Source organism: Streptococcus taoyuanensis (assembly GCF_029589235.1).
GTDB lineage: Bacteria > Bacillota > Bacilli > Lactobacillales > Streptococcaceae > Streptococcus > Streptococcus taoyuanensis.
This window is the reverse complement of record NZ_JARQVW010000002.1, coordinates 201,062-218,403: the sequence shown is the minus strand read 5'-3', so window position 1 is coordinate 218,403 and position 17,342 is coordinate 201,062. Positions and strand designations below refer to the sequence as shown.

Here is a 17,342-nt window from a genome sequence, read left to right as displayed (position 1 = left end):
ATTTACTTCTGCTGGTTTTCTTTTGCTAATTTTTCCCTTTGTAAGCGCAATTTGCGCTTAGGATTTAGCGTATTAAAGAGTTCTTCTAGTTTTTCAGCATTCCAAACATCGGCTGCTGAAACAAAATTTCCATTTTCATCTCGAAAAGATATTGGTTTATCTCCCACTGAAAAAGCCTCACTTCTTATTTGGAATCCTTGATCCACTGGGGATCTAACTTAATCTACAAATTCAAATTCAAATTTACCGATCCGAACGATATCGCCATCTTTTGCTCCACGCGCACGGAGAGCTTCATCAACACCCATGCCACGCAATTGACGAGCAAATTTCATGACCGCTTCATCACGATCGAAATTTGTCATATTGAAAAGCTTTTCAAGTTTTTCACCAGACAAGACCCAAGCAGCATCGTCATCCCGACTGATGTCAAAGGCTGGCTGGTCTTCATCAAAGCCATAGTAGACTTCTTCTTGGGCCATTTCGTCTTCTGAATACAAGAGGAATTCTGGTGTTTTGTCTAACAATTCTGCCGTTGCTTCTAACAAGTTATCCAAACCTTGATGCGCCAAACTAGAGATCGGGAAGATCTGTGGCAGTTCATCAAACTCATCGTAATTGGCTGCCAATTTCTTCTTGAACTCTTTCAAGTTTTCTTGACTTTCTGGCATATCCATTTTATTTGCCACGATAATCTGAGGTCGCTCCATCAAACGAAGATTATAAGTTTCAAGCTCTTTATTGATTTGAACATAATCTTCGTAAGGATCGCGTCCTTCACTCGCTGACATATCAATAACATGCAAGATAACTCGTGTGCGCTCGATGTGGCGAAGGAACTGGGTTCCGAGTCCGACTCCTTGGCTAGCTCCTTCAATCAATCCAGGAAGGTCTGCGACTGCAAACGATTCACCTGATGGCGTCCGAACCATTCCCAAATTTGGAACGATGGTAGTGAAATGATAAGCTCCAATCTTTGGTTTGGCTGAAGTGATGACACTGAGAAGAGTTGATTTCCCTACTGATGGGAAGCCAACCAAACCAACGTCTGCCAAGACCTTGAGTTCTAATTCGAGTTCGCGCTCCTGGCCAGGTTCCCCGTTCTCAGAAATCTCTGGAGCTGGATTCTTTGGAGTAGCAAAACGAATATTTCCACGTCCGCCACGGCCACCGTGGGCAACAATGTACTCTTGTCCATTTTCAACTAGGTCCGTAATGACCTTGCCAGTCTCAGCGTCTCGGACGGTCGTTCCTTGAGGGACTCGTACATAGAGATCTTCTGCTCCCCTTCCGTGCATCCCTTTGGTCATTCCTTTTTCCCCATTTTGGGCTTTGAAATGCCGGTTATAACGGAAGTCCATCAGAGTGCGCAAGCCTTCGTCTACTACGAAGATGACATTGCCACCACGACCTCCATCACCACCCCAAGGTCCGCCATTAGGGACATATTTTTCACGGCGAAAAGCCACCATGCCATCGCCGCCATTTCCAGCCTTGACCTTAATCTTGGCTGTATCTAAAAACATACTCATAAATAGATGATTTCCTTTATTTCTGTGTGCGTCTTAGTAAGAAAGAGCACCAATTGCGGTTGCAAAGATTGCACCAACCGTTACAATCAACATAATCACAATGACAACCATCGTGATCATTTCAAATGGTGTTTTTTTACGTTTTCCGTTATCTCCAAAAGCCACTTCTAATACCTCGATTACTATAAATTCATTAGCCCTATTTTACCACGAAATAGGGGATTTTTCAAATCGAGCCTACACAAAAAGACCAGACAAAGATCTGATCTTTTATGGATAGATTTAAGAATCTTTTCCTACACGTAAAACGCCAACCGATAGAATTGCTAGGAAGACACCCATGACAAGAACTACCGGTGTCATCTTTTCACCTGTACTTGGAAGAACTTTTTTCTTACCAGGTTTTGGAGTTTCTTCTTTAACAGAAGATGAAGATGATTTCAATGAAGAACTTGATGTGGATGTTGAGTTCGATGTAGAACCAGAACTCGATGAAGATGATGAGCTTGATGAAGAACTAGAACTCGTTGAAGATGATGAGCTTGATGAAGAACTAGAACTCGTTGAGGAGGTTGAGCTAGGTGTCGGTGGTGTTTGTTCTTTCTCACCTAATCCCTCTCCAGATCCTGTTTCCAATCTCACCTCACGGGTCAAGGTACGAGGTGCTGGGAAATTGGTTGCTGTCCATGTTAACGTATTATGGACAATATCGCCTACTTTCGTTCCAGGTGCCACTTTCGTAGAATATTCAATATACATTGGCCAATTGTAGTTATCACCAAATTCAATTGTAAAACCAGTGGTCTTTCCATCTGCATTCTTATTGAAAACAGCTTTTTTAGTAAAGTTATCCAGAACTGGGAGACTTAATATCTGAGCTTCGTTCTTAATCCCACCTTGTACAGGAGCATAACGAACAGCGCGTAAGCTACCTTCAACCAATGTTAAGCCATCTCCGAATTGGTCTTTAATGACCATTCCACGAAGCATATCTTGGCGAGCATTTAAGAGAATCCGCCATTTGATAATGGTTGGATCAGACTTATCTTGGTAACCGTATTTCATCTCATAGTCTCCAGCTTCTCCAGCTGTTTTTTCATAATTCAATGAAAAATCTGTATTTCCTAGTTTAAACTGGATTGGAGATGTTTTTGTAACTACTTCTGAGTCTACTTTTACATCAAAATGAAGAGCAACTCGTTTGTTGAGTGGATGAGATGCGAAATAATCATTAAAGGTGACAGTTACTGTTTTCTTAGCTGTATCAACGACCGCTTTCCCCACAGTTTGGCCATTTGATTGACCTTCTTCGAGAACATTGAATTCCAGTGCTGTGTAGAGGGCTAATTCTTTTGGCAAACTAAGAGTTAAGGTATCACCAGCTTGAATAGTTTGCGAATCTGGAAAGGCTAAATAAATACTTGCTGACAATTTTTCATTTGTCAACACCTTGCTCCCATTTGTTAGCGTGTTACCGTCTTTCGTTAGACGTGCTGTCTGTGTATATGATGAGACTTCTGCAGCATGAATTGTTTTAGTCAAACCAGCTGTGAATAGAATCGTTAGCACTAAGGCAAGTGCCCATACAATTTGACGAACCTGTTTCATGTATACCTCCTCTGCTCGCCTATTTGCGAGCCATGTTTTTTACAAGGTTAAAGTCCGATTTCTGCTTGAACAACTGCAGCAATGGTATCTACATAGTAGTCCACTTCTTCATGGGTAGGTGCTTCTGCCATCACACGAAGGAGGGGTTCAGTTCCACTTGGACGCACGAGGATGCGTCCATTTCCTGCCATTTCCGCTTCCATTTTTTCAATGATTTCACGAATAGCAGGCACTTCCATCGCCTTGTCTTTCATGCTATTTTCAACCCGGATATTGACCAGTTTTTGTGGATAAATGGTTACTTCAGCAGCCAATTCAGATAATTTCTTGCCGGTTTCTTGCATGATTTTTGTCAATTGAACGCCTGTTAATTGACCATCACCTGTTGTGTTGTAATCCATGATGACTACGTGACCAGATTGTTCACCACCTAGATTGTACCCAGACTTGCGCATTTCTTCAACAACATAGCGGTCTCCGACAGCTGTGATTTCTTTTTGAATCCCCTTCGCATCTAATGCCTTGTGGAAGCCGAGATTGGACATGACGGTTGTGACGATCGTATTTTTTTCGAGCAAGCCCTTGCTTGAAAGATAAGAACCGATGATGTACATGATCTTATCTCCGTCTACGATCTCTCCATTTTCATCCACTGCAATCAAGCGATCGCTGTCTCCGTCAAAGGCAAGACCAATCGCTGCGCCTACTTCTTTTACTTTCTCTTGCAAATGCTCTGGGTGAGTAGAACCAACCCCATCATTGATGTTCAAACCATCTGGGTTTTCACCGATGACGGTCAATTGAGCTCCCAAATCTGCAAAGATTTGACGGGCACTAGTAGAGGCTGCACCATTTGCTGTATCCAAGACTACGTGCATACCCTCGAGTTGGACACCTGTCGATACAAGGAATTCTTGATACTTACGCAAGCCTTCCGGATATTCCATGACCGTTCCTAAACCTTGGGCACTTGGACGTGGAAGCGTATCTTCAGCCGCATCAAGTAAGGCTTCAATTTCAAGCTCGCGATCGTCATCCAATTTGAAGCCATCACCACCAAAGAATTTGATGCCATTATCCAAGGCTGGATTGTGGCTGGCAGAAATCATCACTCCGGCGCTGGCTTTTTCCGTACGAACTAGATAAGCGACACCTGGTGTTGCAATCACACCCAACTTGTAGACGCGAATTCCAACAGATAAGAGGCCAGCAATTAAGGCATGCTCTAACATTTCACCAGAAATACGCGTATCACGTCCAACAAATACCAAGGGTGTTTCTTCTTCATGTTGGCTCAACACATAGCCACCGAAACGGCCTAGTTTAAAAGCCAATTCTGGCGTTAATTCTACATTTGCTTCTCCACGGACACCGTCCGTTCCAAAATATTTACCCATTCTTCATTACCTTTTTTACTTTCTAATTACTTGAACTGGAAGAGGTCGACGACGAACTGCTAGAGCTTGACGTAGACGAGCTAGTCTTTGTGGTTACTTTAATCCGTGTTTCACTCGGATTTACCAGACCTGGTAGACCATCTCCTTGAGCATCTACCGGATTTAATGAAAGAGTTCCACTATAATTTCCACTGATGATCTCACTGGATGGGAAGACAGCTTCGACATGATCAATGCGACTCAAGGTTTCTTGATCGCTGGTCACTTCTACCTTGGTGGTTTCAAGAGTAATATCCGATACCGTTATTCCATCCACAATTTGATTGTCCGGGATTGTGGCCCTGACCGCAAACGATTTTTTCGCTTTCTTCCCGATTTTTACAGAAACTTTCTGAGGTTCTACGGTTGCTGTCAAACCAGACGGAAGATCTTCTACAATCAACGGAACTTCTACGGTGCCTTCCTTGGCCTTACGAAGATCTGCTACCACACGAAACTTCCGAGTGCCCGGTTGCATCTCACTAGCAAGAGCAACCCGGTTTGAACCTTTCAGAAAGACCGTTACCTCTGATGTCAACCCACTGACAAAGTATGTCTTGTCATTGTACTTGGCATCAATTGGAATATTGGTCAATGTATTGGTGTAGGTCTCTGAACTCACTTGTCTAGCGCTACTATTATTTTGAAAATTAAAGGAAGACGCATTGATAAATAAGATAAAGGACAATAAGACGGAGGCGAAAACATAAAGAAATTCTTTTTTCGATCTCATTTTGTTACCCTCCCAAATAGACGCTCTTTCCAACTAATCGTTTTATTCTCTTCAGGAACCAAGAAGGCTCTCAATTCCGACTCAAACTCTTCTAAAGTTAAATCATGACGAAAAGTTCCGTTGTAGGTCATAGAGATGCCACCCGTTTCTTCTGATACCACAAAGGTAAAGGCATCAGAAACTTCAGATAAGCCAATAGCTGCACGGTGACGCGTTCCAAACTCTTTTGAAATCTCAGTGTTTTCCGTCAAGGGCAGGTAGGCACAAGAAACAGCGATTTTATCATTGCGAACAATGACGGCACCATCGTGTAAGGGAGTATTAGGAATGAAGATATTAATCAGCAATTCTCCTGAAATATCTGCATCCAGAGGAATCCCTGTGGAAATATATTCCTGAAGGGTTCTGGCTCCTTGAATGGCTACCAAGGCACCAATCTTACGTGGGCTCATATAAGCCACTGCCTTTACATAGGCCTGCACCATCTTCTCTTCCTGACTGACTTCACTCGTCGTAAAGAATTCTGTCGCTCGACCCAGACGCTCTAAACCAATCCGAATCTCAGGAGAGAAAATCACAACCAGGGCGATAACCCCATAAGTAATCACTTGATTGATCAGCCAAGAAATTGTCGTGAGTCCTAAGAAATTGGCCAAAAACTGAACCAGGAAAAAGATAATGACCCCACGAACCAAAATCATGATCTTAGTCCCTACGATGGCCTTGATCAAAAAATACAACAACCAAGCCACCAGGGCAATATCGATGATATTGATAACAATACTCCACCAATTCGGGAACAAACTGGTCCAAAATTGTGGATTTGTAAACTGTTGAATATTCATATTCTCATACCTACCACTTCTCTAAAAGACATCACCTTATTATAACATGTTTCAACAGATTTTTCTGTAACCTTCTGATGCTTTTTATGATAAAATATGATTTATGAAGATAAATACAACCTTGGGCCTTCTGGCAGGAAAGCTTTCCGGCTCTATTCTAGAAAAAATGGGGCGGGGATCAACCCTACCAGGTAAAGTAGCCCTCAAATTTGATAAAGATATTCTCAGTCAACTGGCCAAAAACTATGAGATTGTTGTGATTACAGGGACAAATGGAAAAACCCTTACCACTGCGCTAACCGTAGGTATTCTCCAAGAAGCTTTTGGACCGATTTTAACCAATCCAAGCGGGGCCAATATGATCTCTGGGATTACAACGACCTTCTTACGGGCTAAGCGTTCGAAAGCAAATCGACCGATCGCGGTACTTGAAATTGACGAGGCCAGCCTCTCTCGGATTTGTGATTATATCCAGCCCAGCCTTTTTGTGGTCACCAATATTTTCCGGGATCAGATGGACCGCTATGGAGAGATCTATACGACCTACCAAATGATTTTGGATGCCATTCACAAGGTCCCAACTGCAACGGTTCTGTTAAATGGAGATAGTCCGCTCTTTAATAGTCAGACCTTGTCCAATCAAATCCAATATTATGGATTTGATACAGAAAAATCAGAGCCTCAACTAGCCCATTACAATACCGAAGGAATCCTGTGCCCGCATTGCCACAACATCCTCAAGTACAAGCTCAATACCTATGCTAACCTGGGAGATTATATCTGTGAGCATTGTGGTTTCCACCGGCCCCCTCTGACCTATGCCGTATCGGACCTCCTCTCTTTAACTCATCGATCTTCCAATTTCCGGATCCAAGGGCAAGATTACCACATCAATATCGGTGGTCTCTACAACATCTATAATGCCTTAGCAGCTGTTTCCGTTGCTGGATTCTTTGGGGTTCAACCTGAAGTGATTAAGCAAGGATTTGATCGCAGTCGTGCTGTCTTCGGTCGTCAGGAAACCTTTAAGATTGGGGATAAGGAATGTACCCTAGTCCTGATCAAAAATCCAGTTGGAGCTACTCAGGCTATTGAAATGATCAAACTAGCGCCGTATTCCTTCAGCTTGTCTGTGCTTCTCAACGCGAATTATGCAGATGGGATCGACACAAGCTGGATCTGGGATGCGGACTTTGAGCAAATCGCCCAGATGGACATCCCAGAGATTAACGCCGGAGGAGTACGCCACTCTGAGATCGCTCGGCGACTTCGGGTCACTGGCTATCCTGCAGAAAAGATCACAGAAATGGCTGAATTAAAAGAGGTCTTCCAACGTATCCAGCAACAGGAAACCCCTCACGCTTACATTTTAGCTACCTATACAGCCATGCTAGAATTTCGTGAACTCTTGGCCCAAGAACACCTGATTGAAAAGGAGATGCACTAATGACATATACTTCCCTAGAATCTTCTGATCAGGCACAGTATCCCTACAGCCTGCGCATTTCCCATCTCTACGGCAATTTAATGAATACCTATGGGGACAATGGAAATATCCTCATGCTCAAGTACGTTGCGGAAAAGCTTGGAGCCCATGTCACTGTTGATATCGTCTCTCTCAAAGACCGGTTCGATCCTGATGCCTACGATATCGCCTTTTTCGGCGGCGGACAAGACTACGAGCAGACCATTGTATCTGAGGACCTACCAGATAAAAAAGAAGACCTCGAACGCTTCATTCATGACGACGGGGTAGTCCTTGCTATTTGTGGTGGCTTTCAGCTTCTAGGCCAATACTACATTGAAGCTTCTGGCAAACGTATTGAGGGCCTCGGTATTATGGGCCACTATACGCTTAACCAAGTCAACAACCGCTATATCGGTGATATCAAAATCCATAACGAAGAATTTAACGAAACCTATTATGGTTTTGAGAACCACCAAGGTCGGACCTTCTTGGCTGAGGATGAAAAACCACTGGGCAAGGTTGTCTATGGAAATGGGAACAACAAAGAAGATGGATGCGAAGGGGTTCATTACAAAAACGTCTTTGGTAGCTACTTCCACGGTCCTATCTTGTCCCGAAATGCCAATTTGGCCTATCGCCTAGTGAGCACTGCTTTAAAAAATAAATATGGCAAGGACCTTTCCCTACCGGCTTATGAGGAGATTCTAAGCCTAGAGCAGCCGGAAGAATACGCTGATGTGAAAAGCAAGGCCCCTGCTGAACAATAAGGAGATAATGATGAACAAAAATAATCTACACTACATTGCTTTATTACTTTTAATTTTATTGATTGCTGGTATTTCCCTTGCAAACATGCAATCGGTTACCGTAAATTTCCTCTTGGTCCAATTTAAATTGCCTTTGATCATTCTGATCTTGCTCTGTGTCCTCTTAGGTGCATTCGTCATGAATTTGATTAATTTTTCAAAGGGCTTCTCCCTAAAAAGAGAACTCAAGAGCACTCAAAAACAACTGGAAGAAGCAAAGAAATAAATCAAGACAGAAGAAAAAGAAAACAACTAAAAAGCACCGATCGGTGCTTTTTTCATGCTGATATACCTTCTTTTGCTTGTAATTTCTTGGCGACTACTTGAGCTAGGAGTGAAAAGAGGATGACACCAGCTCCTATCAGGAGAAAAGATTCTACACGGACACTTGGTAACCAGGTCATCAATCCTTTAGCCACAGGCATAAAGAGAATGGCCAAGGTAAAAATCGTGCTTAAGACCCGGCCCAGATAGTCTCCTTCTACCTTGGTTTGAACTTGGGTAAAAAAGTGAATGTTAAAAATCGTCATAAAGAGTTCACAGACCAAATTTCCAGAAAAGGAAAGAAGGGGCGGAAGAGGTAAGCCCATCATTAGCACTCCCACTCCTGTTAAAATCAATAAGAAGAGAAGCGCCTTCATGCTTGATTTAAATTTATTAGCGATCAAGGCTCCGATGATAGAGCCAATAGCCCCCATGGTTAGGATGGTCGCATAGGCTCCTTTGACCCCGTAAAGGCGATTCGAAAAAGGAATCAAAAACTCAAAAGCTGCAAAAAAGAAATTGACACTGGAAGCCACCAAGAGGAGGAAAAAAATCTCTTTCTGATGCCAGATATAGTGCAATCCATCCTTGATATCCGATAAAATATCTTTTCCCGTAAGCCGTTTCTTTTCCTGAACCTTGGCTTCTTCTTTCGGAAGGAATGCCACTAGAACAAAGGCGATGAAAAAAGTTAGCGAATCCAGTAAGAGGGTCGCATGGAGACTGGCAAATTGTAAAACAAGGAAAGAGAACACAGGAGAGCTGACACCAACAACCTGTAAGACCAACTCCAAGCGGGCATTATAAGTCACAATCTCATCCTTCTCTACAACTTCTGTGATAATAGCTTTATTGGCAGTTCTAGAAAAAGCGAAGGCAATGGCCTGGACAATATTGGCAACAATCAGGGCTGCAATCATCCAACGATCATTCCTGATAAAGGAAATGCCCAAACAAAGGAGACCACAAACCAAGTCGGTCGTCATCAAAATCTTGCGACGGGAAAACCGGTCTGAGATCACGCCACCAAATGGATTGACTAGAATGGAAGTGACGAGTTCAGAAATCTGATAGATCCCCAACACTGTCTTTCCTACCGTCCCCATCGAGGCCAGCCAAACACTGTTCCCATAGTCATAGAGCATATTTCCCATTCGATTGATCGCCCCACGAGCAATTAATTGGACTGCATGTCGATTCATAAAAAACCTCCTTCATTTTCTGAAACTATTGTATCAGTTCATGAAAGAGGTTTTCATTTTGTCCCCTATTTGGGAAAAATAATGGTTTACAAATTTATCAAAGGATCCCTACTGTTCTTTTAATTGAAGCTGCTTAGCTACTAGCTGAGCCAAGAGTGAAAAGAGAATAATCCCAGCTCCAATCAAGAGAAATGATTCCATACGGACGCTTGGCAACAAAGTCATCAACCCTTTGGCGATGGGCATAAAGAGAACAGCCAAGGTATAAATTGTGCTCAAGACTCTCCCCAGATAATCATCTTCCACCTTGGTTTGTACTTGGGTAAAAACGTGGATGTCGAAAATGGTCACAAAAAATTCACAGACCAGATTTCCTGAAAAGGAAAGATAAGGTGGAAGGGGCAAGCCCATTATGAACACTCCTATCCCTGCCATAAGCAGTAAAAACAGGAGAATTTTCATACTTGATTTCATTTTATTGGCAACAAGCGCTCCTAGAATAGATCCAATAGCTCCTAGCGTTAAAATAGTCGCATAAGCTCCTTTAACCCCGTATAGACGATTCGAGAAGGGAAGTAAAAACTCAAAAGCTGCAAAAAAGAAATTGACGCTAGAAGCCACCAACAAGAGAAAGAAAATCTCTTTCTGATGCCAGATATAGTCTAAGCCATCCTTGATATCAGAAAAAATATCTTTCCCGGTAAACTGTTTCCTCTCTTGCACCTTAGCTTCTTCTTTCGGAAGGAAAGCCACTAGGACAAAAGCAATGAAAAAGGTCAGTGCATCTAACAAGAGGGTCATATGAAGACTGGCAAATTGTAGAACTAGGAAAGAAAAAACAGGTGAACAGACACTGACAACCTGTAAGACTAACTCCAAGTGGGCGTTATAGGTCACAATCTCGTCTTTCTCTACTACCTCGGTAATAATGGCCTTATTGGCAGGTCGAGAAAAACCAAAGGCAATGGCCTGAATAATATTGGCAAAAATCAGGGCCGCAATCATCAAGCTATCATTTGTGATAAAAGAAATCGCCAAACAAAGAAGTCCACAAACCAGGTCGGTCGTCATCAAAATCTTGCGACGAGAAAAACGGTCTGAAATCACTCCTCCAAAAGGATTCACAAGAATCCCTGTCACTAACTCAGAAATCTGATAGATCCCTAATACCGTCTTTCCTATAGTCCCCATCGAGGCCAGCCAGACACTATTCCCATAATCATAGAGCATATTTCCAATTTTGTTAATAGCTCCACGACTAATTAATTGGACCGCATGTCGATTCATAAAATCTCCTTTATCACTGTCCTATTTAGAACATTCATTTTTTACAAATTTATCAAAATGTTCTTGATAATAGGCCACCTGCTCTGGCAGTCCCAGCACGTCAAAAATATGCATGGCTTCCTGCATTTGCTGCCGCCCTTCTTCTGTTTGCCCCTTTTGATACAGGGCAAATCCCTTGAGATAATGAAAGACATTGCGTTCGTAGAGCTTGATGCTCTTGCCGATAATCTTTTCTACATAAGCTTCAAAACAGCTAGCATTTTCAAAAGAACGGTATTCTAAACAATGCTGGTAGCAATTCAGGGCCAGAATTAAGACCAGTTTTCGATGGCGATCAATTTCTTTGTAGAAATCTTCACGCTCCATCACTTCTCTCCCAAGCCGTGTAACATAGTCCACCTCATAAAAGCTGTAGAGATTGCCAAAGAGGATCAATTCATACATGGTCCACTCTTCCGTTTGAAAGAGATAATCTGCCACCTTATCCAAATCACGCTGCTTCATCGTGAAGCTGGCATCTCTCTGGCAAATCAGGCCTTGTAGCAGGATCCAGTTCAGCTCAAAATAGAGGGGATTGGTGGAATGTTTGGCTTTTTCAAGTTGTTCTCTTTGAAGCTTTTGAAAACCTGCAATATCATTTGAGTAGTAAAGCGGAATAATCTGAGCCATCAAAGCGACATGTTCATGGTGTTGAAAATTTCTGGCCTTATCCATAAAATTCTCAATCGTCACATGGATATTGTCCAAAATGTCAAAGAAGCGCGAAGCAGCCAGATCCGACTCTCCCAATTCAAAACGGGATAACTGGGAGGTCGAGCAAGCTTCTCCTGCAGCTTCTTTTAACGAATAATTCTTACTTATTCGAAATTCACGAAAAACTTTTCCAAGATCTTCCATCTATTCCACCTGCTCTAACAGTTCTGCCCACTCTTCCAGAACCGCTTCCTGCTGGACAGTTAGTTGGTCAAGCTCACTTTGCAGTTGAACTAAATCCTCTGCATTATTGGTGTTATGCATGGTTTCGGTGATGGCTTGGATTTTTTGATCCAACTCTTCCATCTCCGCTTCCAATTGCTCAATGCGACGAGTGATTTTACGGAGTTCTTTTTGGTTTTGCTTTTGTAAGTGATAGTCATTGCTGACGACTTCTTCCGTTGATGAAGCGGGTTCAGCTTCTGCTTGCGCTGCAGCAAGGGCCTCTAACTCTGCTTTTTTCTCCAGATAATAATCATAATCTCCTAGGTAAAGAGTCGAGCCCTCTTCTGAGAGTTCTAAGACTTGTGTCGCCACCCGATTGATAAAGTAGCGGTCGTGGCTGACAAAGAGCAGGGTCCCATCAAAATCAATCAAGGCATTTTCCAGCACTTCCTTGCTATCGATGTCCAAGTGGTTGGTCGGTTCATCGAGAATCAAGAAATTGTTATTCTCCATGGACAGTTTAGCCAAAAGTAGGCGCGCCCGCTCTCCACCTGACAACATGCCGACAGTTTTCTTGACATCATCGCCTGAGAAAAGAAAGGCTCCTAGGCGATTGCGAATTTCTACTTCTGGTGTCAGTTTAAAGTCATTCCAGAGCTCATCCAAGACACTATTGTGAGGGGTTAGCTTACTTTGGGTCTGGTCATAGTAGCCCACCTCGACATTGGCTCCAAAACGGGCTTCCCCCTTGATAAAAGGAATCTGCCCGACGATGGACTTGATAAGAGTCGATTTCCCAATCCCATTTGGTCCCACAATAGCAACCGCATTCATCTTGCGGATATCCAAATTAATAGGCTCGGACAGGATTTGATCGTCATAGCCGACAGCTGCCTCTTCTACTGTCAAAACGACATTGCCAGAGGCCTTATCAGAATGGAAGGTCATATGGGCAGACTCGGTCCCAGCTTCGGGCTTGTCTAGGCGCTCCATTTTTTCCAACTGCTTGCGACGAGACTGAGCCCGCTTGGTGGTCGACGCCCGCACCAAATTACGGTTGACAAAGTCTTCAAGCGCTGCAATTTCTTTTTGTTGCTTCTCGTAGTTCTTGGCTTCGGTCAGGAGTTTTTGCTCTTTTTGCTCGACAAAACTGGAGTAATTGCCGACATAGCGATCTAAAGAATGCTTGGTCAAGTCCAGTGTAATGGTTGCGACCTTATCTAGGAAATACCGGTCGTGACTGACAATGAGAAGGGCCCCACTATAATTGACCAAGTAATTTTCCAACCAGGCAATGGTCTCAATATCCAAGTGGTTGGTCGGCTCGTCCAATACCAAGAGATTTGGCTTTTCCAAGAGCATTTTGGCCAGAGCCAGACGGGTATTTTGCCCACCAGATAACTCTTCAATCTTCATCTGCCACATGGACTCATCAAACTTGAAGCCGTTTAGAATAGCTCGGATATCTGCCTCATAGGTGAAGCCACCAGCTTGACGGAATTCTTCCGATAGCCGGTCATAATCCTGCATGAGTTTGTCCAAGTCAGCCCCTGTTTTTTCCCCCATCTCCAGCTCCATCTGCCGCAAACTTTTCTCCGTCTTACGAAGATCGTCAAAGACATGAAGCATTTCATCGTAGATGGTATTGGACGACTCAAAGCGACTATCCTGGGCTAGATAGGAAAGAGAAAGGTCCCGTTTTTTATTGATTTCCCCAGAAGTCGGCTCTTCTTCTTCGACCAAGATTTTTAAGAGCGTGGACTTACCGGCTCCGTTCTTTCCAACCAGGGCAATCCGGTCCCGTTCATCCACTTGCAGGCTGATATTATCAAAAAGAACCTCCCCTGCAAAAGAGCGTTCAATTTTGTTGGCTTGTAAAATAATCATGTCCCTATTTTACTATCTTTTTACGGATTAAACAAGGGAAGACGAAGCATCAAAAAAATCCCGAGCCCCTTGAGGCCCAGAACTTTTAGCAAGTATTTTAAAACTCATTCTTCCTTGTATAATTGCCGGACTGCTTCTACATCTGAATCCTGGATACTGTAGAAAGAGCCAGCTGGTTGCATAACCGATTCTCCATCTGTGTGGTCCAACCCAATCGCATGGCCTAGCTCATGCTCAGCTGTATTGACAATCCGATCATAACTATAGTTATAGACGTAATTTAACAGATAATGGCGATTGAGGCGAACTGTGATGTGGGTGAACCGATTGGTTAAGAGGTTAGTTTGAGAGGCAGTCTCTCCTGCTGCAGAAACAGATGCGTTGTCCATCTCGGTCAAGACCACATTGGCCTCTTTTTCATTTGTGACCAGCTTGAAAGTAAAGGCACCTGTTTGGTTCCAAGCCTCAATGGCATCCCGATAGGCTTTTATAAAAGTTTGACTGATATTGGGATCTAGATAAACCGTAGCCTCTGCTTTTTCCCAGCGAGCACCACTATGCTCATGATTGTCCGTCTGCGTCGTCTGTGAGCTAGGTGCCATCCCAAAGCGCGATACAAAGCCCTGATCGCCAAATAAATTTCCAACCTGATAGACCACTTTTTGCGCAGCTCGTCCAACCCCATCCATACCAGAACTAGGAGAATCTGTGAAATAGATAATCCCCACTAAAATTAGAAAACTGATCGCAATTGTCCAGAAAAATCCCCAAAAGAGACTCCAAGCCATGCGAAGGCTTCCTCTGACAAATCGAAAAATGGTTCTCATACATTCTCCTTTCTCTTAAAGAAGGTATGCAATTGTAACACCTCATGCTTAAAAAAAGCTTAAGCAAATCCACTTTCCAGCTTATTGATGAACGGTTACTTTTCCTGTCTGGTAATCCAGGCTCATTCCACTTTGAACATTGGGAACAAAGACATTGAACTCAAGGGTCCCGTCACTCGATTTGGCTTCGATCTGAGAACCTAAAGGAATCAGATCTTCCGGCTGATTGTAGATCAAAGTGACCCGATAGCGGACCCGCTTGTTCTTATCTAGTGCTTTTCGAACCAGGGTCTCATAGTAGTTTTGACCAGTGGAATGAGGATCATTGGCTTGATTGGACCAAGCCGTTTGCACGGCGATATTTTTGGGATTGCTAGTAGAGGCGTCAAAGCCTTTGAGATTGCCGATCAAGGCGTAACCCAATAGATGACCTCTATCCACAGCATGGTCGTACTCGCCTGACAGATTATGAACCTGATGCCAACCTGCAGGTTTCCAATCGGTTAGGCCATTTCCTGTTGCATCGCGATCTCTGTACTGACGAGTCGCCTTGCTCATGATGGCATTGGCAACTGTCGGAACAGTCTTTCCATTCACTTCTTTTGTCTTGTTATCCGCATAGGGTTGACTAGCCACACTGGCATCCAAATCTGTTCGATTGCCCTTAACGACAAAGGCTCCAGCTCCATTCCATTCTATGTCATTTCCTAATTGTGAACGAGCAGATTTCGTTAGTACAGAGCTAGCTAACTCTTTACTAGGTGTTTCTTGTTGGCTACTAGTCACCACCGAAACAACCTGATCTGTCGCTTCTTTTACCGTCGGTTGATTAAAATAATAGCCCCCGATAGCCAGGGCTGTTGCCACCACAAAACCTGCTAAGGTTTGTTTGGTTCGTTTGGTTACTGTTTGTTTTGTCATGCCTCTCTCCAAAAAAGAGCAGCGCTAGATGGGTCACTGACTCGATTCGCTGCTCTCCTTTTTACTCAATGTTATTTAAATCTTATTTGCCTGTTAGCTTTCCAATGATTTCTGACCAGGTATCCGGAGAGAGAATGGACCATGGATTTTTTCCATCGCCAATCACTCCATAGCCAATGACCAAACCAATTGCAAAAATGATAATGCCAATCACAGCCAACAGAAGGACAATTCCTAGCTGTTTTCCAACATAGCGAAGATTAGTTTTCATCGTCTTCTTCCTCTACACGTTTCACGTCTGCACCTAGTGCCACCAATTTCTCATGGAATTGATAATAACCACGGTCTAAGTGACTTAATTTGCTGACCTTTGTTTCTCCTTCTGCCACTAAGCCCATCAAGACCAAGGTTGCACTTGCTCGTAAATCGGTCGACATGACCTCTGCACCCTGGAAGCTTTCGCCTCCTACAATGCGAGCTGTATCCCGCATAATATCTGAGTGAACGCCCATTCGACGCATTTCTTCCAAATGCTGGAAGCGATTCTCAAAGACCGTTTCAATCATGGTGGACTCACCCTTAGCCATGGCCATCAAGGCTGTGAATTGAGCCTGCATATCAGTTGGGAATCCTGGGTAGGGAAGAGTTTTAACGGTCACTGGATGAAGTTTACTGATATCGGATTGAATCCGAATCCCATTTTCTTCTTCGGTGACCGTCACGCCCATCTCCTGCATCTTAGACAGCAGCGGACGATTGTGTTCCCAAATAGCATCTTCGATCAAGACATCTCCACCCGTCATGGCTGCCCCAACCATAAAGGTTCCAGCTTCGATACGGTCTTGCACAACATTGTGGTCCGCCCCATGCAAACTCTCCACTCCGACTATGGTTAAGGTCTCTGTTCCTGCCCCCTTGACATTAGCACCCATTTTATTCAGCAAGAGTGCTAGGTCAACAATTTCAGGTTCTCGAGCTGCATTTTCAATTACAGTGACTCCATCTGCCAAGGTTGCGGCCATCATAATATTTTGTGTCGCACCTACAGAAGGGAAATCCATATAGATATGCGCTCCATGAAGTCGGTCTGCTTTCGCTTCGATATAACCGGCCGTTTGTGTAATTTCAGCTCCCATAGCTTCCAGACCTTTCAGGTGGAGGTCTATCGGACGACTACCGATCGTACAGCCTCCAGGCATGGAGACTTTAGCATGGCCATTGCGTGCCAAGACAGGACCCAAGACAACGATAGAGGCCCGCATCTTGCTCACATACTTATAAGGTGCTTCCTCTGATAATTTTTCTTGCGCATCTACGACAACCGTATTTTCTTCTTCATTGAAGGTCACTTGTGCATTCAAGCCACGAACGACATTGTTCATTGTGAAGACATCTGATAAAACAGGGACATTTTTTAAGGTTGTCACGCCCTCACTTGCAAGGACTGTTGCAGCAAGAAGCGGAAGGACAGCATTTTTTGCTCCTTCGATTTTGACAGTTCCAACTAGTCGATTATTTCCACCATTAACGATTATTTTTTCCATACGGGATTGTTCTCCAATTTCTTAAAGTCACGACTTCTATCATACCATATTTTTGATAAAATGT

General features: G+C 43.5%; 18 protein-coding genes. 3 read left to right on the top strand and 15 right to left on the bottom strand.

The annotated features are described in order from the left end of the window. Positions 1-2: 2 nt before the first annotated feature. From P5Y91_RS02905 to cdaA, 7 genes are all read right to left on the bottom strand, one after another. Positions 3-167 (bottom strand): hypothetical protein, encoded by a 165-nt coding sequence (locus tag P5Y91_RS02905; protein WP_003006512.1) that lies wholly within the window; start codon positions 165-167, stop codon positions 3-5. Positions 168-218: 51 nt separating this feature from the next. Next, positions 219-1,532, bottom strand: a complete 1,314-nt coding sequence (gene obgE / locus P5Y91_RS02900) for a GTPase ObgE (RefSeq protein ID WP_023917726.1) — start codon at positions 1,530-1,532, stop codon at positions 219-221. A 33-nt stretch (positions 1,533-1,565) separates the two neighbouring features. Beyond that, a complete protein-coding gene (locus P5Y91_RS02895; protein ID WP_003011566.1) occupies positions 1,566-1,697 on the bottom strand; it encodes a DUF4044 domain-containing protein in 132 nt (43 codons plus the stop codon). 117 nt (positions 1,698-1,814) lie between these two features. Continuing rightward, positions 1,815-3,140: an Ig-like domain-containing protein gene (locus P5Y91_RS02890; protein ID WP_277838945.1), complete on the bottom strand. Its 1,326-nt coding sequence runs from the start codon at positions 3,138-3,140 to the stop codon at positions 1,815-1,817. A gap of 47 nt (positions 3,141-3,187) precedes the next feature. Beyond that, positions 3,188-4,537: a phosphoglucosamine mutase gene (gene glmM / locus P5Y91_RS02885; protein WP_023917722.1), complete on the bottom strand. Its 1,350-nt coding sequence runs from the start codon at positions 4,535-4,537 to the stop codon at positions 3,188-3,190. A gap of 22 nt (positions 4,538-4,559) precedes the next feature. Further along, complete coding sequence (locus P5Y91_RS02880) at positions 4,560-5,309, bottom strand: CdaR family protein (RefSeq protein WP_195623101.1); 750 nt, start codon at positions 5,307-5,309, stop codon at positions 4,560-4,562. Continuing rightward, entirely contained in the window at positions 5,306-6,154 is an 849-nt protein-coding gene (gene cdaA, locus P5Y91_RS02875; protein WP_277838943.1) for a diadenylate cyclase CdaA, read from the bottom strand. Before cdaA ends, P5Y91_RS02880 begins: the two co-directional genes overlap by 4 nt. A 103-nt stretch (positions 6,155-6,257) precedes the next feature. On the opposite strand from cdaA, the gene murT reads away from it, so the two are divergent. The 3 genes from murT to P5Y91_RS02860 are packed head-to-tail and all read left to right on the top strand — an operon-like array spanning position 6,258 to position 8,654. Then, positions 6,258-7,601, top strand: coding sequence for a lipid II isoglutaminyl synthase subunit MurT (murT, locus tag P5Y91_RS02870; protein ID WP_277838942.1), 1,344 nt, complete (start codon positions 6,258-6,260; stop codon positions 7,599-7,601). Then, on the top strand, positions 7,601-8,389 hold the full coding sequence (gene gatD, locus P5Y91_RS02865; RefSeq protein ID WP_277838940.1) for a lipid II isoglutaminyl synthase subunit GatD: 789 nt from the start codon (positions 7,601-7,603) through the stop codon (positions 8,387-8,389). The genes murT and gatD overlap by 1 nt, the downstream gene beginning before the upstream one ends. A gap of 10 nt (positions 8,390-8,399) precedes the next feature. Further along, on the top strand, positions 8,400-8,654 hold the full coding sequence (locus P5Y91_RS02860) for a LapA family protein (protein ID WP_031573378.1): 255 nt from the start codon (positions 8,400-8,402) through the stop codon (positions 8,652-8,654). Between the two features lie 52 nt (positions 8,655-8,706). On the opposite strand, the gene P5Y91_RS02855 is transcribed toward P5Y91_RS02860, so the two are convergent. The 8 genes from P5Y91_RS02855 to murA all read right to left on the bottom strand — a co-directional run bounded on the left by P5Y91_RS02855 (position 8,707) and on the right by murA (position 17,278). After that, complete coding sequence (locus P5Y91_RS02855) at positions 8,707-9,894, bottom strand: MFS transporter (protein WP_277838939.1); 1,188 nt, start codon at positions 9,892-9,894, stop codon at positions 8,707-8,709. A gap of 108 nt (positions 9,895-10,002) precedes the next feature. After that, positions 10,003-11,181 (bottom strand): MFS transporter, encoded by a 1,179-nt coding sequence (locus P5Y91_RS02850; RefSeq protein WP_070586555.1) that lies wholly within the window; start codon positions 11,179-11,181, stop codon positions 10,003-10,005. Between the two features lie 21 nt (positions 11,182-11,202). Then, positions 11,203-12,078, bottom strand: coding sequence for an XRE/MutR family transcriptional regulator (locus tag P5Y91_RS02845; RefSeq protein WP_070586554.1), 876 nt, complete (start codon positions 12,076-12,078; stop codon positions 11,203-11,205). Next, positions 12,079-13,986: an ABC-F family ATP-binding cassette domain-containing protein gene (locus P5Y91_RS02840; protein WP_277838937.1), complete on the bottom strand. Its 1,908-nt coding sequence runs from the start codon at positions 13,984-13,986 to the stop codon at positions 12,079-12,081. 104 nt (positions 13,987-14,090) lie between these two features. Continuing rightward, a complete protein-coding gene (locus P5Y91_RS02835; protein WP_277838935.1) occupies positions 14,091-14,813 on the bottom strand; it encodes a M57 family metalloprotease in 723 nt (240 codons plus the stop codon). Positions 14,814-14,894: 81 nt separating this feature from the next. Next, positions 14,895-15,734: a DNA/RNA non-specific endonuclease gene (locus P5Y91_RS02830; protein ID WP_277838934.1), complete on the bottom strand. Its 840-nt coding sequence runs from the start codon at positions 15,732-15,734 to the stop codon at positions 14,895-14,897. Between the two features lie 82 nt (positions 15,735-15,816). After that, the gene (locus tag P5Y91_RS02825) at positions 15,817-16,005 is read right to left on the bottom strand and encodes a DNA-directed RNA polymerase subunit beta (RefSeq protein WP_049486327.1); all 189 of its coding nucleotides are present in this window, start codon (positions 16,003-16,005) and stop codon (positions 15,817-15,819) included. Continuing rightward, the gene (gene murA, locus P5Y91_RS02820; protein WP_277838932.1) at positions 15,995-17,278 is read right to left on the bottom strand and encodes a UDP-N-acetylglucosamine 1-carboxyvinyltransferase; all 1,284 of its coding nucleotides are present in this window, start codon (positions 17,276-17,278) and stop codon (positions 15,995-15,997) included. The genes P5Y91_RS02825 and murA overlap by 11 nt, the downstream gene beginning before the upstream one ends. Positions 17,279-17,342: the final 64 nt, after the last annotated feature.